Raw genomic sequence first — 24,839 nt, forward strand, 5'->3', positions numbered from 1 at the left:
CAGACGGAAGCTGTCTGGGGCCAAAACGCGCCTGGAGAGATTTGAACTCCCGACACCGTGGTCCGTAGCCACGTGCTCTAGTCCACTGAGCTACAGGCGCAAAAGGGGCGGGCCAACCACGGTTGACTGTCTGTCCATACTATCTGTCCATAGTTACTCAGATACTATATAGTTACTCAGATACTATCCAGTACTATCCAGAGACAGAGATGGACATCTATCAATGTGGCTTAGGCATTCTAGCACAAGAGCGTTTTTTGGAAAGTCCAGCGGGGGTGTAGATATCCGCCAGCGTTAACATTGCCCTTGCCAAGGTTGCCGGACTTCTCCCCCCACTTCCAGGCCGGCTTGGGGGCTGGTGGCCTTGATCACCGGCGTCCAGACTTGGCCGTTGCGCTGCCAAAGCTGCAGGTGCAGATGTCCTGCCAGGGTATCCCGACAGTTGCGCTGCATCCCTTCTGGGCCAGGGGCGAATACAGTTTGGCCAGGCCGCCGCGTGTGCCCTTCTAGCTGAATACACCAGAGGGCACTTTCTCCCCAGATTCGCCAGGATCCCCAGGGATCCACTTGCCAAGTCAGATGAGCTTGCCCAGGCCGCCATTCCAAAAAGGGCTGGGATCCCCATCCATGCAGGCTGATCAGGGCCACTTCTTCGGGGCGGGTGAGCACCTGCCGCTCAGCTCCGGCACAGGTGAGGCTGAGACCGGGATGCTGGGGAAAGGCGTTGCACTGGATCCAAAACCAGCGGCGAGGAAAGCTTTGGCCCCAATTTTTTTCGGCGTAGGCGGGAGCCTGCTGAAATGCATAGCGCCTGCCTCTCCACTCCACCCAGCCGGTGGCCAAGCCATGGCTCATGAGGATCTGCCAGCCCGGCTCGAAGATGGGCAGGAAAGACCCTATCCCCATGGTGGCTCGGGGTGGGATCCCATAGGCAAAACGAGGTTGAATGCGGTAGAGCCAGCGAATGGGCTCAGAGACCAAGGGATCCGGCAAAATCCCCTGGTTGAGGTGGGCGGTGTATTGGTAGCCGCTGGCGGTGCGCTGGAAGAAGGTGAAGGGATCCTGAAGGCCGCGACAGCCAGGGTCTGGGATCCCTGAGTGCCCCAAGGCCAGATGGGTTGAGCGGGCCCAAAAGCGGCGGGGATTGGGGAAGGTGCGCCAATGCAGCTCCTCCTCTGGCCCCAACACCTGCGCCATGCCCCCACGCTTGGGATCGATGGCGTACATGAAGGCAAAGCTGATGGGCGGATCCCCGGGCAACGTTACCCGGCTATACCAACCCTCAAAAAACCGCTCTGTGCAGCCATCCCAGTGATAGCCGGCATGGGGCAGGGATCCCCAATCTGTTGAGTTGTTTTGCCCAGAGCAAGCCGCCGTTGGAGGAAACGCCATTGAGACCTAAGCCATCGCAACAATGATAAACGGAAGTCTATGCTTACCAAAATAATAATTGTATTGTTTCTATATTTATTTGCTCTTAGGATATCAACCGAGCTGAGGCTTAAGGATTTCTTGAGATTTCACCAAGGAAATCCGTGGGTCAGGCGACTTGAACTGGAAAGCTTCCATCTTGCCTTCACATATCCTTTCGATGAGGTGAGCATGACATCACGTCGTAACTTTTTGCTGTCTGCGGGTGCGGCCACAGTGGGTGGACTCGTGAGTGGCAGCTTAGCACGGGCCAGCACAGGCTACTGGGTTGCCCAGGCCAGCGGCCCAGAAACCCCCAATCTCAGGTTAAGCTTTATACCGATTGTGGAGTCTGCCCCCCTGATCATCGCCAAGGAAAAGGGCTTTTTCGACAAGCATGGCATGACCGGTGTAGAGGTGTTGAAGCAGGCCAGTTGGCCGGCAGCCCGTGACAATGTGGTTATTGGCTCGGCAGGTGGAGGCATTGACGGCGGCATGTGGCAGATGCCGATGCCTCACATGATCCACATCGGCGCCATCACCAACAATCAGCCGGTGCGTATGGCAGTTCTGTGTCAGTTGATCACCCAGGGGAACGGAATTGCCATTGCCGGAATGCACGTTGGCAAGGGCTTGGGGCTGGATATCTCCGGAGCCGCGGATTACATCAAAAATTTCAGCGCCAGCAACGGGTGCAAGTTCAAAGCTGCCTACACGTTTCCCAATGCCAATCAAGATTTTTGGATCCGCTACTGGCTTGCCGCCGGGGGAGTGGATCCGGATCAAGACATTGACCTCCTGACGGTGCCCTCTGCCGAGACGGTGCAGGGGATGCGCAATGGCACCATGGACGCTTTTAGCACCGGGGATCCCTGGCCCTACCGAATTGTGGCAGATGGGATCGGGTTTATAGCGGCTCTTACTCAACAGATTTGGCCCTTTCACCCCGAAGAATACTTGGCCATTCGCGCCGACTGGGTAGAACAAAACCCCAGGGCCACACAAGCCACTTTGATGGCGGTGATGGAAGCGCAGCAATGGTGTGACGATCCAGCCAACCGCGAAGAATTGGCCCGCATTCTCTCGGGCCGTGCCTACCTGAATGTGCCGGTTGAAATTCTCATGCCTCCTTTTCAGGGCAAGGTGGTGTTTCAGCATTACTCGCTTTTGCCTTGGCTAACGGTTCGGTAAAACATTGCGCTAGCGGTGAATGCCGTTCTTAAAAAGCATTCTCCAGCCGAGCGTCAGCAGATCGTGGAAGAGCACATTGATCTGGTGGGCTTGCGCCACGCAGCAGATAAGCTCCCAGCCCAATTGTCCGGGGGTATGAAGCAGCGGGTGGCCATTGCCCGTGCCCTGGCTTTGCGGCCCAAAGTGTTGTTGTTGGATGAGCCGTTTGGCGCTTTGGACGCGCTCACGCGGGGGAACTTACAAGAGCAGTTGATGCGCATCTGTGAAGAACATCAGATGACCACTCTCATGGTCACCCACGATGTGGACGAAGCGGTTCTTCTGTCAGATCGTGTGGTCACGCTCACCAATGGGCCGGGATCCCGAATTGGGAACATTTTAACCATTGACATTCCTCGGCCCCGCCGTCGGCTGGATGTGGTCAACCATCCCAGCTACTACAGCTACCGCAGCGAGATCATCTACTTTTTGAACCAACAAAAACGGATTAAGCAATGGCGTGCTCGCCGAAGCACTGTGGTGGCCAGGCATGGCTTGGAAAAGATCAACCTGGAGATTGGCTTTGTGCCCCTCACTGCCTGTGCTCCCTTGGCTGTAGCTAAAGAAAAAGGGTTTTTTGCCAAACACGGCTTGGAAGAAGTGAATTTGGTGCGGGAAACCAGTTGGCGAGGGATCCAAGACGGCATTCAGGGAGGTTATCTGGATGCGGCCCAAATGCCCGCCGGTATGCCGGTGTGGATGTCTTTGGGCGGAGGGGATAACCCGCCTCAGCCGGTGGTTACTGCCCTCACCTTGACCCGCAACGGCAATGCCATCACCTTGCATAAGCGGTTCTACGAGCAAGGGATCCACACCCTCAGCCAGTTGAAGGCTTACATTCTGGATAGTCCCAGCCGTCGGCTCACCTTTGGAGTGGTGCATCCCAGCTCTATGCACAATTTGCTGTTGCGCTATTGGCTGGCAGCCGGTGGGATCCACCCGGATCATGACGTGGTGCTGAAAACGCTGCCCCCGGCTCAGATGGTGGCCAACCTAACAGCCGGCAACATCGATGGCTACTGTGTGGGAGAGCCCTGGAATTTGCGGGCAGCCCTGGAGGGCAGTGGCTTTACGGTGGCTACAGATCTGGAGATTTGGCTGGGCCATCCCGGCAAAGTGTTGGGGGTGCGAGAAGATTGGGCCAGAGCCTACCCCAACACCCACATTGCCTTGGTCAAAGCGCTGTTGGAAGCCTGCCGCTACTGTGAAGACCCGGCCCATCACGACGAGATTCGCGAGCTGCTCAGCCGCCGCGCCTACCTGAGCACCGACCCATCCTACATTCATCTGGGGGATCCCCAGCGTCTGATCTGTGACTTGGACAGGCCGATGCGGGAATATGCCCACCACCGCTTCTTTCTGGGAGCCGGCAACCGTCCCAGCCGCACCGAGCATCTGTGGATGATGACCCAAATGGCCCGCTGGGGGGAGCTGCCCTTCCCCCGCAACTGGGTGGAGATCGTGGAGCGGGTATGTCAGGTGGGGGTGTTCAGCACGGCAGCCCGCGAGCTGGGACTGGATGTCTCCTACCAAAGGCAGCCCATTCAGTTGTTCGATGGGATCCCCTTTAATGGTGAGGATCCCCTGGCCTACCTCAACAGTTTGGCGATTAAGCACGATATTTATGTAGCCGAGGTTGCCTTAGATCGTCGTCCTGTGTTGCTCTAGATACCCACTTGGGCGCCCTTGCAAAAGCACATTCCCCGTTGTGAGAAAATCATGAGTTGGAGCACCCTACGATGACTGCCCTCTTGACAACCTCTACCCCAGCGAACGTAGCCGCAGAACCCTACCTAAGCCTTGAGAATGTCAGCAAGACCTACTCAACTCCCAAGGGGGATTATCCCGTCTTGCGAGATATCAACCTCAGTGTGAACGAGGGAGAGTTTGTCTGCTTGGTTGGGCATTCCGGCTGTGGCAAAACCACCCTGCTGAATATGGTTTCCGGATTTGCCCAGCCCACCAGTGGCTCGGTGAAGCTGAAAGGGCAGCCGATTACAGCTCCTGGCCCGGAGCGCATGGTGGTGTTTCAAGGGTATGCCCTGTTGCCCTGGCTCACAGTTTATGAAAACGTCTATTTGGCCGTTCGGTCGGTATTTCCCCACAAGAGCCAGTCGGAAAAGCATCGAATTGTGGAAGAACATTTGGATTTGGTGGGGCTGGGGGAAGCTGCTCAGAAATATCCCTCGCAAATTTCGGGAGGGATGAAACAACGAGTAGCCATTGCCCGTGCACTGGCCATCCGCCCGGAAGTGCTGATTTTGGATGAACCTTTCGGAGCCTTGGATGCCATCACCAAAGAGGAGCTGCAAGAGGAGCTGTTGCGCATTTGGGATGAACATCGCTGCACGGTTTTGATGATTACCCACGACATTGATGAGGCGCTGTTTTTGGCCGACCGCCTGGTGCTGATCGCGTCAGCGGGACGGAGTCCTTTCGCGCCAGCGGGACGGAGTCCTTTGACCAATGGCCCTGCAGCCACCATCGGGCAGATCGTGACCATCCCCTTCCCGCGCCCTCGGGATCGCGAGCGGATTCTTGAAGATCCGCAGTACTACCGCCTGCGCAACTCGGTTCTCAGCTATCTCTACGGCCATGAAGCCAACCCAGAGGCGGCTTACCGGTAAATCCAACCTGGAGCAGTTGACGGAGCGAGAGGGTGACCGGGCAGCCGGAACCCCTTGGCCGTCAGGGGCAGCGCTTGGGCAGGCGATCCGCAAACCTCTCTTGGAACTCGCCCACAACATTGCGCAACCGCTCGTCCAAAGCGGCCAGCGTCTGGGATGCGATCTCGTCCGGCACGCCGCCGAAAAACGCCTCCGCAATGCCCCCGGCAATGCAGGCCATGGTGTCTGCGTCTCCACCAAGGGAGATGGCGTTGCGCACCGCGTCTTCAAAACCGTCTGCCTCTAGGAACGCGATGATCGACTGGGGCACCGAGCCCTGACAGGAGACATCGAAGCAGTAGTGCTCCCGGATATCGTCCAGCCGCTCGGATAGGCAGTATCCGAACTCTTGCTCGATGTACGTCTTGATGTCGGCCTTGGTGTACCCTGACCGGGCGAGAAACACGGCGGCTGCCGTAGCCTGAGCGCCGCGGATGCCCTCCGGGTGGTTGTGGGTTACCTCGGCACTGGCCCGCGCCTGGGCCAGCACTTCTTCCAGCGTGTTGCAGGCGATGCCAATGGGGCTAACCCGCATGGCGGCTCCGTTGCCCCAACTGTAGTACGGCTCACGGCAGCGATGCTCGGCCCAGTGGATGAAGCTGCTCCCGTACCCAGCCTCTGGGTAGGCGTGGAAGTACTCATGGTACCAATCGACGTAGCTACCGCCCCGCAGCAGCCGCTCGGCCACAGCGACCGTCAGAACCGTGTCATCGGTAAATTGGCTGGCCTCGACGAACAGCGGAAAGTTCTTCGTTTTGGTGCCCGAGTGCTCATGGACAGAGCCGATAACATCCCCGGCAATGGCTCCCAGCATCAGTACCCTCTCCTTTTTCTTTTCCCAGTTCTCAATCTCCCGGTTCTCAATCTCGCCGTTTCCGAAAAGGCTCGCCCGCCCATCCAATTCTGAATCCGCACCCCTAGGCAATCAAGCGGCGCACCGCCCGAAGCAGCTCCGCGGGGGGAGGAGAGTTGGGATCCCAGTGAATTTCCAACTCAGGTGAGTCTTTGAGCACTTGAGGAGGGCCGGGCGAGGTGTGCAGGATGGCCACACAGCGCAAATTGCCCCGGTCTCGACAAAACTCGTGCCAGAGAGGGATAGCCTCGGGATCCCGGCTGACCACCAGGTAGTGGGAGCAGGCTTCCAGGATCGGCTGCTTTTGCGGATCCACCTTGCCGCCCACATCCACAATCACCAAACTCTTTTGCCGGCGCAAAGCCAGAATGGCCTGGGCATGGAAGCTGAAAAATTCGGGGGTAAAAGAGCCCCGGTACTGGTGCTTGAGGATCTTCGCCTCTTCTGGTGGCAAGTCTAACGTCCAATTGCCTTCCCCATCCCAATGGGCCCGTTGCAGATAAATATCGGGATGCTCCGGCAGCAGAGCTTCGAAGAGGGCGCGGGCAAGACGGCTTTTGCCACTGTCGGGGGGGCCCACCACCATCACCGCCGCTGCCAATTCTGAACCCGGCCTTCCCTGCACCCAGGGGATGACCTGGCCCACCCGCACTTCGGGGGTATGGCTGGAGACCACCACCGCGCCCAAGCGTGGGTCATAACAGGCCACCCAACGGGTGAAGTGGCACTCATGCACCAGCCAGCCATACAGCCAAATGGGGGCCCGCCCCGTCAGAACCACCCCCAGCTGGGCATTGATCCCGGCAGGCAGCTGAAGCTGAGCCAAATCCTCTGGAAAAACCAGGCGATCCGGTCGGGTCAGCTCAATTTCGATGACCTGAAAAGACAGTTCCGAAGAATGGGATCTTCGAGGGTCCAAGGACTCCGTCCCGCTGGCGCGAAAGGACTCCGTCCCGCTGGCGCGAGCGGCCAGACAGCCGGAAAGCAAATGCAGTGCCACAGCAGCCATGGGCAGATTTGACGAGACAGGTTGACTTCAGTATGGAAGAGATTGGAAGTGGAAGGTTCCAACTCATGTCAGAGTGGTCAGGCTCTCACTTGCGCCTTGCTCCAAGAAAACCCCTGGCCTGGAGTGCCATCAACTGGTCAACCCAAAAACCGAGGGAACTGTCGGATGAGCCGATTTGAGCTGCCTTTGACGGTAGAGGTGTTGCGCTGGCTGGCCGGCGGGCAGTTGGCGGAGCGCTTGGAGCGGGCCGTGCGCCTGTGGGTGTTGCTCGATTGCTTGTATGGCGAGGAGGGATGGCGGGATCTGCCGGAAACGTTTGGCTATACCCACATTCGGGATCGCTTGCTCTCACCACGGCACCCCAAGCAGGATCTGGCACAAGGGATCCCTTCACCCTGTCCTGATGTTGACTGCATTTGCTGGAAACCCTTGAGGTTTTGGCTGAAGGATCCCAACCTATTGGCCGCCTTAAAAGCAGAAGTTCCGGATCTGGAAGCGCTGCTATCTGCTCAACCCTTTCACAAGACCCATCGCACACTGCGCAAAGAGCTGGATTACCTGGCTGCCCAGGGTTGGCTGCAGCAAATTCAGGCCAACTCTAGGCGGAGAGATAATTTTCGCTGCCGTGCGCCGGGGGATCGTCCCCAACTGCCCGTATCTTCATCGGCTTTGACCTTATCGGGCCATCAACTGGAACAGATCTATCACATCCTCAGCGATGTGGCCTTTGTACATCCAGATGTGCAGGTTTTGCTGGATGAAATCTGGGAAAATCATCAGCACTCCCAGCGGCGGCTGTTTGTGTGGTTTGAGTACATCCTCTCAGACGAACAGCAAGAACGGGTGGATGAATATCAAAGCCAGCTAGAAGCCCTTTGGGCCAACCCAGAAGCAGGGGTGATCGGTTTTGACTACGCCACCCGCCAACATGGGATCCGGCGTATTCTCACCTATCCGGTCTGCCTGTTTTATGCCCGCCGCGCCAAGTATCTGGCAGCCTTTGGCCAGCTCCCCACCCCCGAGGGATCCCTGGGCTGGCACAATTTCCGCTTAGATCGGATCCAGTCTGAGCGCCTGGCGGTGATTCCCTGGGACGCTCCTTCCATTCCGCCAGAGCTGGCAACCCGCAAACGGCAGAGGAAGCTGCCCAGCCCAGAGGAAGTCCAAGCAGCATGGGAAGAAGCCTGGGGATCCGATTTTTACCTGCCCAAGGCATTGTTGATCCTTCGATTTTCCCCGGAGTTTGCCCGTCGCTATGTGGAAAGCACAGTGCGACATCCCACCTTCCAGCCCATTGCCTACGAGCGGATCCCGGCTTTGGTGCAGCAGGCAGTGGCGGATGTGCAGGAACGCCAACAGATTTTGAACATTCTCCGGCAAAGGCCGGCCAGCGACCGCTATTTTCGGGCCTGGGTGCGGGTGGGAGATACCAATTTCACCATGCGTTTGCGCGACTGGCGGCCCAACGGCGAGGTGATCGCGCCACTGGCCTACCGGGAACAGATGGCTCGGGAAGCCCAGGCAGAGCTGCAGTTTTATCGCCCCGACCTGAAGCTTTCTTGACCTTCCTGCCCATGACCACCCTCTACCTAACCGAGCCGGGGACTGTGGTTCACTGCCAAAACCAAACCCTGCTCATTCGCCGCCGTGGTCAAGAGCAGCTTTGCCGCCTTGCGGAGGTGGAGCTGGTGGTGGTGTTGCCCGGGATCCAATTGACCAGCGCAGCTTTGGCCCAACTGCTGGATCGAGGCATCGAAACCATTTTTTTGCGTGCGGATGGCGGTTTTCGCGGTCGCCTGCAGGGATCCTTCTCCACCAACTCTGAGATCCGTCTGGCCCAGTATCAGCGGGCCTACTCCCCCTGGGGGCTGAGGTGGGCCAAGGTGATTGTGCGCGGCAAGATTCGCAACCAACGGGCAATTCTACAACTGCACAACCGGGCTACCCGCGGCCAAATTGCCCCCTTACAGGAGGGTATTGATGTTATCGCCGCCTACCTGCAACAGTTGGATCGCTCCACCACTCCTCCAGATCGAGAAGCGCTGATGGGCCTGGAGGGCATTTGCGCCCGCACCTACTACCAATCCCTGCAACATTGCTTTCCGCCTGAGTGGAACTTCACTGGCCGCAACCGACAGCCGCCGCTCGACCCGATCAACGCTCTGCTCAGTTGGGGCTACGGGGTGCTGCTGGCCCGCGTGTTCTCGGCAGTGGTGATGGCCGGGTTGGATCCCTATCTCGGCTTTTTCCACGCCAACTTGCCCTACCGCCCCAACCTGGTGCTGGACATGATGGAGGAGTTTCGACCCTTGGTGGTGGATTGGGCTGTGCTCCAGCTTGTCAAGGCTGGCCTGCTCACGCCGGAAGACTTTGAGCCGTCGCCGGATGGGACAGGCATATGGCTGGGATCCCTGGCCAAAAAACTGTTTTTGGGAGAGCTGGAACGCCGCTTCCGCGAGCCATTGCTCTATCCTCCCCAATCTCGCCGCCTGCCCCTCAGTCAAATTGTGCTGGAGCAAGCCCGCCGGCTGAGCCGTTGCCTGGTGAGCGGTGACCTAGACTATGAGCCCATAGAGCTGCGCTGATGCTGTGGTTGGTTTGCTACGACGTGGTGGACGATAAGCGGCGACAACAGTTGGCCAAGCAGTTGGAACAGTGTTGCCAGCGGGTGCAATACTCCGTGTTCGAATGCCCACTGGACACTGCAGAGTTGGAAAACAAGCTGGAACAGTCGTGGTTGCCCCTGCTGAATCTCAAGGAAGACAGTCTGCGGGCCTACCCTTTGGATGCCGCGGCCAAGAAGCAGGCCAAAGTCTTCGGGGGGCCTCCCCCCTATGAGCCGCCGGACTACCTGATCTTCTGAGGCTCTCCACCGGGCCGAAATTGTAAAGTTTTGTGCGCGATCTGTCGGGGCGAGCCATCACCAGCCTGACTCTGCCGGCACAAGATTTTAAGGGAAACTTTAGATCTTTTGCCCCGATTGGCCCAAAAACGTGACATAATGGCCGTAGCAAGCTCAATTTCCCCGCTTGCGCTTGGCCGCGAGGACAATGTTAATATCTGTGTCGAGGAATCTCCGTACTCCCTCGCGAACGCACCTTGAAAACCTCATGAATTCAGGCTTTTCCGAGGGTAGGGTTGATCCCTACCTTTTCCCCGCAAGGGGACGGAAACTAGGCCTTCCGGTCTTTCACTGACCAAACGGTCAGCTCGTTGATCCCTACCTTTTCCCCGCAAGGGGACGGAAACCCTGGTCGTGGGCTTCGGCCAGGTGAAGTGATTTTGCCCAGGTTGATCCCTACCTTTTCCCCGCAAGGGGACGGAAACCCAGACGTGCGCGAATAAATCGCACAGCGTCAATCCAACTCACGTTGATCCCTACCTTTTCCCCGCAAGGGGACGGAAACTTAGTTGGACCTGACGCAGAGCTGCGTCAATCGTAGCTTGATCTGTTGATCCCTACCTTTTCCCCGCAAGGGGACGGAAACGGCCTGTGTGGCTTCGCAGAAGCATGAAGTGGAGTTGAGTTGATCCCTACCTTTTCCCCGCAAGGGGACGGAAACTGTGGAAGCCCCAGTCGTTATCCACCTCGGGAAGCTGTTGATCCCTACCTTTTCCCCGCAAGGGGACGGAAACAAACCTCCCTTCACTAGGGATAAAGAACACCCAGGTGAGTTGATCCCTACCTTTTCCCCGCAAGGGGACGGAAACTCTCCCACCCCGTCTCCCCGACTACCCAAGCGTCGTGGTTGATCCCTACCTTTTCCCCGCAAGGGGACGGAAACTAGGGAATACCTCCACACCCTGTGTATACCCTACACAGTTGATCCCTACCTTTTCCCCGCAAGGGGACGGAAACCCTCGGGCTTGAGCTTGGTCCAACCTAGCTAATAGCTCCTTCGTTGATCCCTACCTTTTCCCCGCAAGGGGACGGAAACGGAAAGCTTTATTCATTTCACGCTCCCTCCCTTATTCAGTTGATCCCTACCTTTTCCCCGCAAGGGGACGGAAACACACGGGGATCCCCTACGTCCCCCACGCCCACCACATGCTCGCGGGTTGATCCCTACCTTTTCCCCGCAAGGGGACGGAAACCTCTTTGATAAGGAAAGTTTTGTGGAATAACTCCACAATGTTGATCCCTACCTTTTCCCCGCAAGGGGACGGAAACCCAGGTGAAATACCTGGGTGTCTTGAGGGGGTTGGGGGTTGTTGATCCCTACCTTTTCCCCGCAAGGGGACGGAAACGTTCGTAAGATACACCAATCCAGAAGAAATTCTCCATCAGGTTGATCCCTACCTTTTCCCCGCAAGGGGACGGAAACCTTCGCCAAGGATCTCTGGCTGCGCAGCGATGCCTTTGACCTGCGTTGATCCCTACCTTTTCCCCGCAAGGGGACGGAAACCTGGCTCAAGACTTCGACGCGGAATAAAAGGTCCATGTGGTTGATCCCTACCTTTTCCCCGCAAGGGGACGGAAACCAGTCCGGTTCAGTGTTGATTAGAGAAAAGAGAAAAGCCCGAGCTGGTTGATCCCTACCTTTTCCCCGCAAGGGGACGGAAACCATTGAGTTTTAAAGTTTTACGCTGACCTTCTATTATTTTCTGGTTGATCCCTACCTTTTCCCCGCAAGGGGACGGAAACGTGGGCGTAGCGTCGGATCAGCCTGGCCGATTCGGCGTTGATCCCTACCTTTTCCCCGCAAGGGGACGGAAACGCACCTAAATTAGGCACTACCTTCTCAGCCTCATACTGCCGTTGATCCCTACCTTTTCCCCGCAAGGGGACGGAAACTAGAGAGAAGCGAGTAATGAGCAAAGAGAAGTGAGGTTGATCTCTACCTTCTCCCTGCAAGAGCATGCCTCTAACCCCCAAAACCCTGAACTTTGCTGAATTTACTGAGCTTTAGGCGGTTTGGCAAAAGTCATTGAGAGGGATATAGTAGACCAAGTTTCCCTCTGATCCTTGAGTCCACCGCAACGGTTGCCGGGAAGTGAAGGGGGAAAGCGCTCGGGGGGTATTCCTCAGGGCTTTGCGGGATACCGCCTTCCTGCTCAGAGATAGGCAGGATGCGATCGCTTCTTTCCTGAACCATGTTCAGGAGAGTTCAGCGTGAATGTATCAGGCTCAACAAAGTACCTCAAGTCATCTAGGGAAGACTGCTCGACGAGTAGTCCTGGGATCCAGACTGGAGAGAGCGGCGGGCCAGCTTGGCATAGGTCTTCACCGTCTCGTAGGGCATCTCCAAATCAGCGGCGATCTGTTGTAAGCTCTCTCCACCTTCGCGGCGGGCCAGGATCGTCGCCCACAGTTGGGCAGTTTTTTCGGCGCGGGATCCCCCTTGTCGTTGCCGCTGGCTGAGAAAGAGGGCGCTCAGCTCCTCGATCCGCTGGGCCACCTGCTCTTCCCGGGAAGGGACAGGGGAGGCGGGTAGCTCTTCGGCCAACCAACCCAGGCGGGTTTGCCCTAGCCCAAAGGGGGTTTTGTGGCCGGTGCCGCAGTAGGGGGCAAGGTGGATCAGGGCTTGGAGCTGCTGCTGCAACAGCTCAGGCGCACGGGAGGAGACAGCCAACTGCACACAGCCGATGAATCCCGTCACGGATCCCTGGCGACCTGCGGTGGTTTTCACCGATTCCAGACGGTGCCGCTGGATGATCACTTCCCCATCCACCCAATCCAGAAAAGGCTCCGCCTCGATGGGCAGACCGGAAAAATCGTTCCAACGGCGCAGATAGCTGTGGAACAGGTTGCGAGGGATCGGCAGCGGCAGATGGTGGCCCCGGTGGCGAAAGCTGGTGGGCGAGACGAAGGAAAGGCTCCAGGAGCGGGGGGAAAGAGGCTGCTCCAACAGTTGACGATAGGTGCGCGGGGGGATCGAGATCTGCCATCCCAGGATCTGCAGCGGGGATCCCCGCAATTCCAGCCAGGTGGGCAGCCGTTGGCACCACCCTCGCAGCCACTCCACCACCGGCGGGTTGAGGCCGGTGATCCACCAGCGGAAGGGGAGATGAGGCGGGATCAGCGGTCGCCCCCCCTGCTCGCGGAACGGCCCCATCAGCCGGGAGAGGGTAAAAGGTTTCTCCGATTCTCCATCGTGCAAATAGGCCGATAGCTGCGGGTCTGTCTCTTGCACCTGGCTCAAGAACCAGGCGTGCAGCCCTTTGGCATAGTGGGGATCCAGCAGGTAAGACCGAGGAGCCTGAACTTCCAAGGTGATCCCCACCAACTCGGATCCCGTCGGCCACTTGCCGTTCGCTTCTCTATCAGCAGATGGCTCTGAGAAACTCAGCATAGGCACAGCCCATTCCCAGTCCACAGCAACAATCAACACAAAACCCAACTTTCCATTGAGAAAATTTTAGAAGGGATCCCTTCTTATTGGGTTTACTCTCGAATTGCCCGTTGTACAGGCAGAAAAAATCTCACAATCTGAAGAAAGCCTTGAAATCGTCTGCAACCCATCGCACTCGATCTATACTGCTAGCAAGCTAGAGGACTGAAAACCATGAGGCGAGAGCGTTTATCGGATATGGCTGAAACAATCGGTAACCTCAATGGCATCTCTCGGCTTGATTCGATTGGTTACCCACCCAACCGGCAAACCCTTTTTTGAAGGGCTTTGGTCTTCCGCGAAGGATTAAAAATCGAGGCCAATTGCCCCCAGCCTTTAGGGATCTGTCCGTCGCAGCCGATGGAAGCCCTGTCCAAGACTTGTCTTCCTTTTTCGCATTTCGCAGGTGCTGCTCATGACCCCTACTTCTGCTCCCTCTCCCGTTCCTGTTGCCTTGGCCTGGTGCCTGGCGTGGGGAGAACAGCGGGATCCCCAGTTTGCCCTGGAGACCTTGCAGCAGATGCGGGCCGCCGTTCGCGCCGACAACGAGGCCGGGATCCCAGAAGAGCTACGGCCCATTTTGGCTCAGGTGCGCCAATTTCAGGAGAGCATGGCGGCGAAGACCTTTCCCAAAACCCCGGCGGAGCTGCAATCCCGCTACCCGGAGCTGTGGCAGCAGACAACCCGCATCGGCTTGGTTTACGGGGGGGCCACCAAGATCAAGAGCTATGTCTTCGAGTCGGCCAAGCTGTCGGAAATCCGCGGGGCCTCCGCTTTGTTGGATCGCATTAACCTGGTGGATCTGCCCGCCTTTTTCGGGGATCCCGAGCAAACCTACCTGGGATGGGAAGGTTTGGGGAAAGAGTCTCAAGCAGAGCTGAGGGCCTATGTGGCCGAGCAGATCCGGCCTTGGCTGCAGCAGCACTACCCGGCTTTGGCGCAAGCCCTGATCCCGGAGCTCATCATCTACTCCACCGGGGGCAATCTCCTGGCCTTTTGCCCGGCGGCCCATGTGGACGATCTCTGTGAGGCCATCGAGCGGCGCTACACCGAAGAAACCCTCACCGCTAACGCCTGCGCCGTGGGATCCGCCTTTCGGCTGCTAGAACTGCGCTACGGCCTGTTGCGGGATCCCATCGAACGCACCCCCTGGCTGGATTGGCTGGCGCAACACAAAACCCATCCCCTGGTGAGAGCCTATTTTGGGGATGGCAGCGAAGCCAGATTTCAAGACCGCAAAAGTTTCAACGAGTTGGTGGGTTACCTGGCCGCCCGCTTCAACCACCGCCGCAACGGCAATCCGGATCCCGGTCGCCCCAGCCGCGCCCATCCCGCCTTTTTTGAAACCCATCCCTACCTGCGCCGCGACAGCACCGACCGTCGCCCTGCCATCGCCAAAGCCGACCTGGTCGATCAGCCCTGGCTCTCGGAAGCCACCGCTCGCAAAGCCCTGGTGGGTCGCCAGGCCAAGCGCATTGAAACAGGCAAGCAAGGGTGGTTCCGCAAGTTCCCCACCTGGGATCCCGGCTTTGTGGAAAGCTGGGTAACGCGATTTGCCCGCTTTCTCAACTCTCCCGCCGGCGAGCCCTACCGGGAGCGCTATTTGCAGCCCCATCAGGGATCTGTCCAGGGGATCGGCGAGGCCCAATCTCTACGGGAAGTGGCCAACGCCAGCCTGGGCAGCCAGGGCTTTGTGGCTTACCTTTACGCCGATGGCAACGACATGGGGGGCTATGTGCAGCAGATCCAAACCCCAGAAGCCTACCGACAATTTAGCCGGGATGTTTCCGAGGCAACGGAAAAAGCCGTTTACCACGCCCTCGCCCAGCACCTGCAGGCCCATCGGCTGCACGGCCTATCCCCAGATCCGGAAACCGGCAGAGACCGCAACGGCGAGTGGATCCACCCCTTCGAGATCCTGACCATCGGCGGAGACGATGTGTTGGTGGTGGTGCCTGCCCACAAAGCCCTGGAAATTGCCGCCACCTTCTGTGAGCAGTTTGAGCAGCTCCTGCTGGACACCTCGGCAACCTATGCAGCTCAATCTTCCGGCAAGGTGCCTCACCGCTACCCGGCGGCAGATCGGAAGCTCTGTCGGCTCTCCGCCTCGGTGGGGGTGCTGATCGCCTCGGAAGACACCCCCATTTACTACGCCGAAAAGCTCACCGAACAACTGTTGAAATCCGCCAAGAGCCACGCGAAAAAGCTGAAGCCCAAAGACAAGGACTGCTCTGTGGCCACCATCGACTTTCTCTCGTTGAAGTCGGTCGCCCTGGTTGCCTCCAGCATCCAGGATTTTCGTCGGGAAGCTCTGGAGATCCGCCAGAACAGCCACACCCTCAAGCTCTACGCCGGCCCCTATACCGTCCCGGAAATCCACGGGTTGCTGAGAACGGTACAAGCCCTGCAGGAGGCCAATTTTCCTCGCTCCCAGCTTTATCAGATTCGCAGCTTCTTGGAAAAAGGCAAACGCACCGCCACCCTCAACTATCTCTATTTCCGCAGCCGCCTGGGCAAAAAGGGGCAGCCGCTGATGGAGGCTTTTGAGCGCACCTGGTGCAAGGCCAAAACCAACGACGGCCACCTTCCCCCCTGGATGTATGTTGAGCCACAGGTATCCTCGTCAACGCCAACCTATGAAACCATCTGGCGGGATCTGGTGGATTTGTACGCCTTTGTGCAAAAACAGCCCCAGGCCGAGGGTCGGCCCGTTCTGGCGGAGGTGGAGTGATGGTGAGACTGGCAGAGCTGCCCCAAGCGGGGCGAACGATCACCTCTATCCCTTTGAGGGCCACCCTCGCCTCTGCCCTGGCGGTGGGAGCCGGCGGCTCCAGCGGCTCCCTGGCGGATAAGCCCCTGCTCAAAGATGCTTTTGGCAGGCTGATCATTCCCGGCTCCCAACTGAAGGGGCGGCTGCGCCACGAGTGCGAGAAACTGGCCCGTGGCCTGGGCTGGGCCATTTGCCGCTCTCCCGACCCAGAGCGCATGTGTCCGCAGCGGGAGGGCAGCGCAGGAAATTTCCACCGCCCCGAATACCAGGTGGAGGGCTACGCCGGATCCCATTGTCTGGTCTGCCAGATATTCGGCAATCCGGCCCTGCCTGCCCGCCTGTGGGTGGAGGATCTCGTCTGCGAGGTGCCGCCAGCAGCTCTGGAACCAACCCTTCGCCCTGGGGTCACCCTCAACCGCCGCCGCCGCACCGCCGAGGATCAGCGGCTCTACCTCATTGAGACCTCTCCCGCGGCTGAGCTGACTTTTTCCGGATCCCTGCAGCTTTTGCCCGATTGCCCTTCCTGGGGCAAAACTCTCCTGTTGGCGGCCCTGCACCACCTGATCGCGCTGGGGGGCAGCAAATCCGCAGGTTTGGGCTGGCTGCACTGGGATCCTGGATCCCTGCAGGCTCTCCAGCCCACCGCAGCCGATTGGGCTTTCTTGGCCCAGGGAGGGAGCTGATGGAAGCCATTCAACTCACCCTAACGGCTCAGTCTCCCTTGGCCATCGGTCGGCAAAAGCCGGGCGGCTCCATCAGCGAGGCCCAGGATTACATTCCCGGCAGCGTGATTCGCGGTGCTCTGGCCGACCTCATGCTCAGCCAAACCCAACATCGCCCTGCCGAGGCGCTGGAAGGAGATTTGGCCGCCCTGTTTACGGCAGCTCGGCCTGCTGTGTTTACCCACGCCTATCCGGGATCCGGCAGCAAGGTCTTGCCGGCCACGGCCTTCAGCTCGAAAAACAATCCCGGCTTCCGCTCAGAGGCGGGCAAAACGGGGGTGTTCGACACGCTCCTGGATCGCTTCTGCTCACAGCGGCTGGGGATCCCGTTCGATCCCACAGAGCCGGACGGTTCCGGGGGAAGAGTGGAGCCCTTCGGGGGGTTCTACAGCCAGCAGGAGTCTGACCTGGGGCCCCGCTACGAACGAGCTGCTGTGTCCAAACGCCTGCTCACGCGGGTGGGGATCAACCGTCGCCGCGCCACTGCTGCCGACCAAATCCTCTACAGCCTAGAGGTGATGAACGAGGGCAAAGCCCGCCCCAATGGGCATCTGGAGCGCTCCCTTTTCAGCGGCTACATCTACCTGCGGGATCCCGAGCTGGCCGAGACCCTCACCCGCTACCTCAACGCCCACGCCCACCTGCTGCGCTTGGGAGGAGGGGTGTCGCGGGGATTGGGCCGGGTCAACGTCACGGCTCGGCGTCTGGCTGCTCCCCGGCCTTCCCTGGCCCAGCGGGTGGAAGCCTTCAACCAAAAGCTGCGGCAGCGCTGGCAACAATGGCAGGTGTTCGGGGATCCCTGGCAGCCCCTTCCGCCGGAGCGGCAGTATTTCTCCATTGGGCTGCAGTCGGGGGCCATTCTCAAAGAGCGCTGGCAACGCACCACCGTGCTCACCCCCCAGATGCTCCAGGAAGAGGCCAACTGCGAAGATGGATCCCTGGCTTTGGAGCTGGCCTTCAGCAGCTACGCCTATGTCTCCGGCTGGAACGCTGCCTGGGGTATGTTCAAAGATGTAGAATTGGTAACCACGCAGGGCAGCGTCTTTCTGCTGAGCACCACGCAACTGGAGCGTTGGATCCCGATTTTGGCGGAGATGGAATACTGGGGGATTGGCGAACGCACTGCTGAAGGATTCGGCCAAATCGAAGTTTGCAGTCCGTTCCATCATCATTTCTGGGAGAACCCGCTATGACCTTCGCCACCAGCGAGATCACATCGGAACAAGAGCTCAAGATCCAACGGCAAATCCGGCTGGCCGAAGATGATCTGGTCGCCAGAATTCAAGCCGCCTTGGATAACTTCAGAGGTCTCAACAGATTGGAAGAGGCCCAATATCGCAACCTATTGCACGTGGCAGCTTCCACCGAAAGCTCAGAGGTGATCAAGAACTTTTTGCGCTACCAGGTGGGGCGCGATGACAAGTGGGGGCGGGGCAAAGACTCTTTGGCAGAAGCCATCATCAAAGACATCGACAACTGGATTCATCAAAGGGCTATAGCCATCGCCAGGGAAGCCGGAATTGAAAGAGCATCCCCCAAAGTCAACGAGATCAAAATTGACTTGATTCGGCGCTACCTGGGCTATGGGGCCCGCTACCTCAAGTACAAGCGAGAGGGAGGAGGATCCTAGACCGTGACCTACAGCAGTTTTACCCTTGAGAGAGCCATTTCGACCTTTCAGCTCAGGTCAAGAATCATCCATGGCCTGTTTGCAGAGGTTCCACCGACTGAGTGCTCCGATTACTTGAAAATAACCCTAGATCGCTATCTCGGCTTGGCCACCTCGGTCAACAGCGAAAAAGCCCGCTCCGAGTTTATCATCGCCCCTGTGCTGGGAGAGGTGAAGTACCTATGTCGGGATCAAATCTCGCTGTTTTCCGGCAAGGAATTCAACGTGGATCCCGAGAGGGGGTTGGTGGGCCTATGCGACTACATCATTTGCCTATCCCCTCTCCAACTCTACATTCAAGATCCGGTGGTGATTATCGTTGAGGCCAAAAAAGAAGACTTGATCGGGGGTCTGGGCCAGTGCGTTGCCGGTATGGTGGGGGCACAGGTCTTTAACAAGAACTCCAATTCTCAAGTAGACAGTGTCTATGGAGCAGTAACCTCAGGAACCAACTGGCGATTTGCAAAACTCGAGGGTGACCAACTCTTTATCGATGACAGGGAGTACTTTATCTCAGAAATTGCTCAGATCCTAGGGATCCTCTTGAGTTTTATTAAGGGCTCCGTCTCGCTTCGGGAATGGCAAACCTCTGCAGTACAAGCCTTAACTTGAGCAGCCATTTGAGGGAACAATGTTCGACGTTTTCAAAAACCGCTTGGAAATCACCGGCACCCTCACCACCGTGACCGCTCTGCACATCGGGGTGGGCCGCTCCACCGAACCCATCGGCTCGGATTTGCCGGTTCTCAAGGATGCGCTGGGCCGTCCGCTCATTCCCGGCTCCAGTTTGAAGGGGGCGATGCGCTCTCGCCTGGAAAGTTTCTTGCGGGGCATCAACCCAGAGCTGGCCAGGGATCCCGGCGAATTGACCAGCAGCGAGCAATTTCAGATCATCAACCAAATTAAAAATGACTACAAAGGGGACGATGCGGCTCTGACTCAAAAGCTCATTGAGGCCACCGACTGGGTCTCGCAGGTGTTTGGATCCCCTTGGTTGGCCGGCAAGGTGCAGATCCGAGATTTGCCCGTGGTGCCGGAAGCCTGGTTTGGCCAGTACCAAGAGCGGGATGGCGTGGCCATCGATCGGGATACGGAAACGGCGGCAGATGGCAAGCTGTACGACTTGCAAGTGGTGCCTGCCAGCACCCCCTTCCGGTTTCATGCCGTCGTCGAAAATGCCGAGGAATGGGAACTGGGCCTCTTGGCCATTGGCTTACACCAATTGGAAACGGAACAGATCCCCCTGGGAGGGGGGCGCTCCCGTGGCTTGGGGGTTGTCCGCCTGCAGATCTCGGCAATCTATTGGTTCGACTCGGAAGGGGATCCAAGACGGCTGCTGGCCTACCTTCAAGAGCTGGTGGCCGGATCCCGACAGCCGCTCAGCCCGGAGCAGGCTGCCGCTTTGCGCCAAGACTGGGTGGAAGCCCTGGTTGCCAAATTAACAACGGCCTCTCAACGGCAATCGGTCGGCCCCCGCCGCTAGCCCTATTTCATGTCAGGAGGGATCCCGATGGTCTTCATGGACTCTACAACGGTTGGCGATACGGTCAGCGTTTTCCACCCCTATCGGTTGACAAACTGGACAGACTGCTTGCCGCCCCAAGCCCCTCAACCAAAAGCTCCTGTTCTGGTGTGAAGGATCCCAGGCTATGCACAAACGCTACGTTAACCATTGCACCCTCTGCCTCACCCTCAAGCCCGATGGCCCTGTTCTCATCAAGGCGGGCAAAGAAGGGGCTGACCCGACGAAGCCGGATATGGAGTTCGTCGAAACCTATCACGGCGGCGGGCGAACGGTCTATTTTCCCGGCAGCTCCCTCAAAGGGGCAATTCGCGCCCATGCGGAGCGCATCGTCCGAACGGTGGGCAGCGACAGACGTCCTGAGGGGGGAGGCTTCAAACTCTGGGCCAGCGATCCCCTCGACCAAAAGGCCAATCAATGGCTGGAAAAAATTGAAGAGCCCCACCAGGTTTACGCCCTTTCTTCCTTTACGGATCAGATGTTCGGCAACACAGCCATCGCCAGCCGGGTCCGCATCGAAGATGCCTATCCCAAGCCGGGAACCCCTCTGCGCCTGGAGGAACGTAATGGGGTGGCCATCGACCGCGTCTTCGGCTCAGTGGCGGTGGGGCCGTTCAGCTATCAAGTGTGCGTAGAGGGATCCTTTCAAACCAAGATCCACCTGAAAAACTTTACCCTGGCCCAACTGGGTCTGCTGGGACTGGCGTTGCGGGATCTGGATGAAGGCTGGTTTGGCATCGGCTTTGCCAAATCCCGCGGCATGGGCACCGTTCGGGTTGAGTACGAGTGGGCGGTGGTGGACTATCCGGGCTGCCTGGTGGATGAGGCAAACAAGCAGATTCGACTGCTGGGATCCCCCCTGACCTGGCCACAGGGATCCCTGTTGGGGGCGGGCGAATTTTTAACCCCCGAAGAGGCAGGCAAATACGGCTTCCCCAAACCCGATTGCCAAGCGGTGCCGGTGGGAGCGGAGCCAATGCCTTTGGGATTTGGGGCGCGGCTGACCTGGGATCAGACGTCTGAGGCCAAGGTGGAACATCTGCTCGCCACCGCCGTAAACAGTTGGGCCAAACTCCTGCAAGCGGAGGCCAAAGCCGTATGAAACCAGCCTACGTCGCCTCCCTCAAGATTCAAGATGGGGCAGAGTCCTCGCTTTCCCAAGTGCTCTCGGCTTGTTTTTCCACTTCTGAAAAAACCTACTCCTTTCTGCGCTGGCCCCATCGAGTCAGCGGCATTCAGGTGGGGATCCCGGCGGATCCCGTCTGTCCAGAGGGGCAAGTTTTCTCCCAACAAGGGGAACTGCGCTGGAAAAGCACCCCCCACGGCTGGGATCTGCTGTATCTGGGGATCCAAGCTCCCCCGGACTCCTTTATCCCTCTGCCGGGAGAGTGGCGGTGGGAGGATCACGCAGCCGACCTGTACGGATCCCAAAATCGAGAAACCCGCTTTCCCAAGCCCCTCAGCCATCCCCAAGATCTCAAGGTGGGCCAGCGCTACTTCCGAGATGAGCGAACTGCCCGCGTTCACTTTATTGCCCTGATTCCGAGGTGACCATGACCCCCCAAGGCCCTCGCCCATTGCCCAACCAGGCCGCATCTGCAAGATCGTCTGCCGGCAACAGCAGTCCAGGTGGAGGCAAACCAACCGTGTTTCCCAAACCCTACGAGCTGATCCCGTTTCCCACCCAGCGCCCCACGCTGGAGCGGCCCGCCGGCCACGCCCAGTTCCATCCCGATAGGTTGCACGGCACCCTCTTCCTCACCCTAACGGTGCAGACTGCCGTCCACATCTCCACCGGCCACTTGGCCTTGGGCAGCGATGTCGGGGTGAAAGGGATCCCGGTGCTCAAAACCATGACCACCACTCCCAACGGAAGGCTTAAAATCCAGGGCAGCTCCCTCAAGGGGGCCATCCGGGCCATGTATGAGGCGATCACCAACAGCACCCTGGCGGTGATGATGAGCCAGTACCGAAATCGGATCCCCCCAGAGCGGCACCCCTGCCGCAACAAAGAGCAGCTTTGTCCGGCCAGCCGCGTTTTTGGTGCTCTCAACTGGCAGGGATTGGTGGAGTTCAGGGATGCCATTGCCACCGGCACCGGATCGGGTGGCGGATCCCTGCCCCCGCTGTACCGTCCTCGCCCGGATCAGTGCAAAGCTTACTTTAAAAAGGAAAACGGCAAAGTCATTGGACGCAAGTTCTACTACACCCACAAAAAAGCTTTGCAGGGCAGTTCAAGGGGAACACCCACCCAGCAAGCGATGCAAAACACGGTTTTCAAAACCCAAATCCATTTCAAAAACCTCACCCCTGCTGAGCTGGGCACCTTGCTCACGGTCTTGGGGCAGGATCCCAACCATCCCATGCTGCTGAAGGTGGGGGGCGGTAAGCCCGTGGGCCTGGGATCCCTGCAGGTCACCCTCGACAAGATCGAGCGGCCCGGCAACCTAAAAGATCGCTACAGCCGCTACGATCCCCCAGAAGCCGATACCCTGGAAGGAAAACGCCTCCAAGCCTTTGTGCAAGAGCAAATTGGAGCTGCCCAGGGCTACATCTTGCCCGAACAACTCAAGCGATTGGCCGCCATCCTGAGTCCCACTGCTCTGCGCGAGCCGCCCACCGGAGTGTACTGAGGGTTCCCCCATGCTGTCAGACACTGTCGATCTCAGCCCCCAATCTTGGGATCTCGCCCACGGCATCGCCCTGACCTTGGCCAAGGAAAGGGTGGATGTCAACGAGTTGAGCAAATGCGTCGCCTATCTACGCTCGGTTGCCCATCACCCTGACGCGGGATCCCGCTTTTTCCGATTCACCGGCGAGCTGGTGCGGGAAAATGGCCTATGCCGTACCCAACAAACCAGAAGGTACCATCAGCTCATTGACGAAACCTGCAAAAGGTACTTGCAACCTCTGCAAGACAGGCCGGCGGAGATGCTGCAGATCCTGGGCTGGGCAGCCCGGCTGGCCCGCTACTACAAGGATGGAGGGATCCCCATTGGCGAGATTTCACCACCTCAGGGATCCCAACCCAACGACAACTCCGGTTGCAAGGACTCCGTTCCCCAAGGGGCGGGAAACAAATCCCAGGACGACAGACAACAACAAAACCATCAACACCAACAAGACCAGGCCCAGCATCAGGCCCGCAAAGCCCGCTTCCAGACCGGGCAAAAGCTGAAGGCCACCATCACCAACATCAAGGGCAACGAAGTCACCTTCCAGATTCTGGACACAGACACCAAGCTCACCCAGAAGAAGCCCAAACAGGCGGGATCCCTCTCGGTGGGGCAAGAGGTGCAGGTGGAAGTTCTGGATCTAAAGGAAGATGGCAGAATCCGCAAGGCCAAGCTGATTTGACCGCGAAGCGGGACGGAGCCCTTTCGCGAAGCAGGACGGAGTCCTTTCGCGGAGCGGGACGAGGTTCTTGAAAAGTTTGAGTTAACCAGCCATCCATGCAGACCATCATCATGACGGTGGGCACCTCCCTGCTCACCAACCCTGACAAAGATCTCCAACCGCAGCGTCCCTGGGTAGGACAAAAAAACATCGGGGATCCCCAGCGTGCTCTGGCTTGGATGAAAAAAGTAGACCTGGAATTGATCAGTGCCGAAACCAACACCTACTTGCGACTGGATCCCACCTCGAATGATGCCTTGATTTTGCTGCACTCAGAAACCCCCGACGGATTGGAGTGTGCCCAGATTTTGAAGCTCTTTTTTGAGCAAGAGCTGGGTCAGCAGCAGGTCTCTTTGGTTCCCCTTCCCGGCATCAACTACGAGCTAGAGGGATCCTCACTGGAGCGGATGGCCGAGCTGTTGAAACAGTTGGCAGAGAGCGCCAGGGGGATCGTCACCTTTGCCGCTACCGGCGGGTTTAAAGCCCAAGCCATGATCATGGCCGTGGTGGGCAGCCAATTGGGGGTCCCGGTTTGCTACATCCATGAGCAATACAAATCCCTGGTCTACTTGCCCTACCTACAGCCGCAAGTTCAGCCCCGGATCCCACGGGCAGATCTCCCCGATTCAGGCCGAGATCGCTCCCAGATCATCCAAATCCGAAGCGATGCCAGCCATCACCGACCCCGCAGTTGGGCCAAAGTGGAAAGACTCCTGCGAGACATTCCCTGGGTGGATCTGGTTCGATACGATCCACACGCCTACGCTGCCCCCAAAAACAGCGTCAAAGCCTCAAACCGCAAGACCGAAGATGGCCGCCACATTCTGTGGATCCACCTCCACGAGAGCCAGGACACCCACCTCGCTGTCAGAGTAGAAACCACCGGCTACACCCCCGAGCACCTAGAGCTGGCTGCCACCGAATTGCGGCAACGCTTGGGCCGTCTGCTTTGAGTGTTTCCATTAATTCCACTTCCCCGAAGGGAAGCGACTCCGCCCCATTATAACCCTTACCCAGAGCGGGATCCAGGGGCCTAGATCGACAGGGTCTCGTTTAAGGACTCCGTCCCGCTGGCGCGAACGGCTGCAATTTCCCCTTATTTTTCTCCGCCGAGGGGCCTGAAACCCTTGCCCAGAGCGGGATCGACCGGGTCAACGGAAGAATCAGGGTTTGAGGCTTGTCGCCGACCCTGTCGCTAACCATGTTGGTGTAGAAATTAACATGGATCCCTGTGTGGAGGTTGCTGGGGAGCTGCTCCTG

General features: G+C 58.3%; 19 protein-coding genes, 1 tRNA gene, 2 pseudogenes and 1 CRISPR repeat array. Of the genes and pseudogenes, 17 read left to right on the plus strand and 5 right to left on the minus strand.

Annotation, left to right across the window (positions count from 1 at the left end):
• Window positions 1–26: 26 nt before the first annotated feature.
• Window positions 27–100, minus strand: a tRNA-Arg gene (locus NW805_RS01600).
• A gap of 194 nt (window positions 101–294) precedes the next feature.
• Window positions 295–1,392, minus strand: coding sequence for a tocopherol cyclase family protein (locus NW805_RS01605; RefSeq protein ID WP_414421425.1), 1,098 nt, complete (start codon window positions 1,390–1,392; stop codon window positions 295–297).
• A gap of 210 nt (window positions 1,393–1,602) precedes the next feature.
• Between NW805_RS01605 and NW805_RS01610 the strand changes: the two are divergent.
• From NW805_RS01610 to NW805_RS01620, 3 genes and pseudogenes are all read left to right on the plus strand, one after another.
• Window positions 1,603–2,484 (plus strand): annotated as a pseudogene (locus NW805_RS01610) (CmpA/NrtA family ABC transporter substrate-binding protein); the annotation flags it as partial.
• 39 nt (window positions 2,485–2,523) lie between these two features.
• Window positions 2,524–4,308 (plus strand): annotated as a pseudogene (locus tag NW805_RS01615) (nitrate ABC transporter ATP-binding protein); the annotation flags it as partial.
• A gap of 71 nt (window positions 4,309–4,379) precedes the next feature.
• The gene (locus NW805_RS01620) at window positions 4,380–5,267 is read left to right on the plus strand and encodes a nitrate ABC transporter ATP-binding protein (protein WP_414421426.1); all 888 of its coding nucleotides are present in this window, start codon (window positions 4,380–4,382) and stop codon (window positions 5,265–5,267) included.
• Between the two features lie 61 nt (window positions 5,268–5,328).
• Here NW805_RS01620 and NW805_RS01625 read toward each other — a convergent pair whose 3' ends face one another.
• Together NW805_RS01625 and crn3 are read right to left on the minus strand one after the other, a co-directional pair.
• Window positions 5,329–6,120, minus strand: coding sequence for an ADP-ribosylglycohydrolase family protein (locus NW805_RS01625; protein WP_414421427.1), 792 nt, complete (start codon window positions 6,118–6,120; stop codon window positions 5,329–5,331).
• Window positions 6,121–6,223: 103 nt separating this feature from the next.
• Window positions 6,224–7,168, minus strand: a complete 945-nt coding sequence (gene crn3, locus NW805_RS01630; RefSeq protein ID WP_414421428.1) for a CRISPR-associated ring nuclease Crn3/Csx3 — start codon at window positions 7,166–7,168, stop codon at window positions 6,224–6,226.
• A 165-nt stretch (window positions 7,169–7,333) separates the two neighbouring features.
• Here crn3 and NW805_RS01635 point away from each other — a divergent pair, with 165 nt between their 5' ends.
• From NW805_RS01635 to cas2, 3 genes are read left to right on the plus strand one after another with little or no spacing between them, the layout of a single operon-like run.
• Entirely contained in the window at window positions 7,334–8,731 is a 1,398-nt protein-coding gene (locus NW805_RS01635; RefSeq protein ID WP_414421429.1) for a TIGR03985 family CRISPR-associated protein, read from the plus strand.
• The gene (gene cas1, locus NW805_RS01640; RefSeq protein WP_414344134.1) at window positions 8,728–9,753 is read left to right on the plus strand and encodes a CRISPR-associated endonuclease Cas1; all 1,026 of its coding nucleotides are present in this window, start codon (window positions 8,728–8,730) and stop codon (window positions 9,751–9,753) included. The genes NW805_RS01635 and cas1 overlap by 4 nt, the downstream gene beginning before the upstream one ends.
• On the plus strand, window positions 9,753–10,031 hold the full coding sequence (cas2, locus tag NW805_RS01645) for a CRISPR-associated endonuclease Cas2 (protein ID WP_414331218.1): 279 nt from the start codon (window positions 9,753–9,755) through the stop codon (window positions 10,029–10,031). Before cas1 ends, cas2 begins: the two co-directional genes overlap by 1 nt.
• 274 nt (window positions 10,032–10,305) lie before the next feature.
• Window positions 10,306–11,963: a CRISPR direct-repeat array (repeat unit 37 nt; unit sequence GTTGATCCCTACCTTTTCCCCGCAAGGGGACGGAAAC).
• 355 nt (window positions 11,964–12,318) lie between these two features.
• Here cas2 and cas6 read toward each other — a convergent pair.
• Window positions 12,319–13,500, minus strand: a complete 1,182-nt coding sequence (gene cas6, locus NW805_RS01650; protein ID WP_011432245.1) for a CRISPR-associated endoribonuclease Cas6 — start codon at window positions 13,498–13,500, stop codon at window positions 12,319–12,321.
• A gap of 415 nt (window positions 13,501–13,915) precedes the next feature.
• Here cas6 and cas10 point away from each other — a divergent pair, with 415 nt between their 5' ends.
• From cas10 to NW805_RS01705, 11 genes are all read left to right on the plus strand, one after another.
• Window positions 13,916–16,231 (plus strand): type III-B CRISPR-associated protein Cas10/Cmr2, encoded by a 2,316-nt coding sequence (gene cas10 / locus NW805_RS01655; protein WP_414421430.1) that lies wholly within the window; start codon window positions 13,916–13,918, stop codon window positions 16,229–16,231.
• Window positions 16,231–16,953 (plus strand): RAMP superfamily CRISPR-associated protein, encoded by a 723-nt coding sequence (locus NW805_RS01660; RefSeq protein WP_011432243.1) that lies wholly within the window; start codon window positions 16,231–16,233, stop codon window positions 16,951–16,953. Before cas10 ends, NW805_RS01660 begins: the two co-directional genes overlap by 1 nt.
• Window positions 16,953–18,185, plus strand: coding sequence for a CRISPR-associated RAMP protein Csx10 (csx10, locus tag NW805_RS01665; RefSeq protein WP_414421431.1), 1,233 nt, complete (start codon window positions 16,953–16,955; stop codon window positions 18,183–18,185). Before NW805_RS01660 ends, csx10 begins: the two co-directional genes overlap by 1 nt.
• Window positions 18,182–18,622 (plus strand): hypothetical protein, encoded by a 441-nt coding sequence (locus NW805_RS01670; protein WP_414344023.1) that lies wholly within the window; start codon window positions 18,182–18,184, stop codon window positions 18,620–18,622. The genes csx10 and NW805_RS01670 overlap by 4 nt, the downstream gene beginning before the upstream one ends.
• Window positions 18,623–18,625: 3 nt before the next feature.
• A complete protein-coding gene (locus NW805_RS01675) occupies window positions 18,626–19,273 on the plus strand; it encodes a hypothetical protein (protein ID WP_414329367.1) in 648 nt (215 codons plus the stop codon).
• Between the two features lie 19 nt (window positions 19,274–19,292).
• Window positions 19,293–20,144: a CRISPR-associated RAMP protein Csx7 gene (gene csx7 / locus NW805_RS01680; protein ID WP_011432239.1), complete on the plus strand. Its 852-nt coding sequence runs from the start codon at window positions 19,293–19,295 to the stop codon at window positions 20,142–20,144.
• A 166-nt stretch (window positions 20,145–20,310) separates the two neighbouring features.
• On the plus strand, window positions 20,311–21,285 hold the full coding sequence (locus NW805_RS01685) for an RAMP superfamily CRISPR-associated protein (RefSeq protein ID WP_414356026.1): 975 nt from the start codon (window positions 20,311–20,313) through the stop codon (window positions 21,283–21,285).
• Window positions 21,282–21,734 (plus strand): hypothetical protein, encoded by a 453-nt coding sequence (locus NW805_RS01690; protein ID WP_011432237.1) that lies wholly within the window; start codon window positions 21,282–21,284, stop codon window positions 21,732–21,734. Before NW805_RS01685 ends, NW805_RS01690 begins: the two co-directional genes overlap by 4 nt.
• A 95-nt stretch (window positions 21,735–21,829) precedes the next feature.
• A complete protein-coding gene (locus NW805_RS01695) occupies window positions 21,830–22,816 on the plus strand; it encodes an RAMP superfamily CRISPR-associated protein (RefSeq protein ID WP_414421432.1) in 987 nt (328 codons plus the stop codon).
• Window positions 22,817–22,826: 10 nt separating this feature from the next.
• Window positions 22,827–23,540 (plus strand): hypothetical protein, encoded by a 714-nt coding sequence (locus NW805_RS01700; RefSeq protein WP_414421433.1) that lies wholly within the window; start codon window positions 22,827–22,829, stop codon window positions 23,538–23,540.
• A gap of 95 nt (window positions 23,541–23,635) precedes the next feature.
• The gene (locus NW805_RS01705) at window positions 23,636–24,532 is read left to right on the plus strand and encodes a putative CRISPR-associated protein (RefSeq protein ID WP_414344031.1); all 897 of its coding nucleotides are present in this window, start codon (window positions 23,636–23,638) and stop codon (window positions 24,530–24,532) included.
• Window positions 24,533–24,839 lie beyond the last annotated feature (307 nt).

The sequence above is a fragment of the Synechococcus sp. W60.1 genome (assembly GCF_047461575.1).
GTDB lineage: Bacteria > Cyanobacteriota > Cyanobacteriia > Thermostichales > Thermostichaceae > Thermostichus.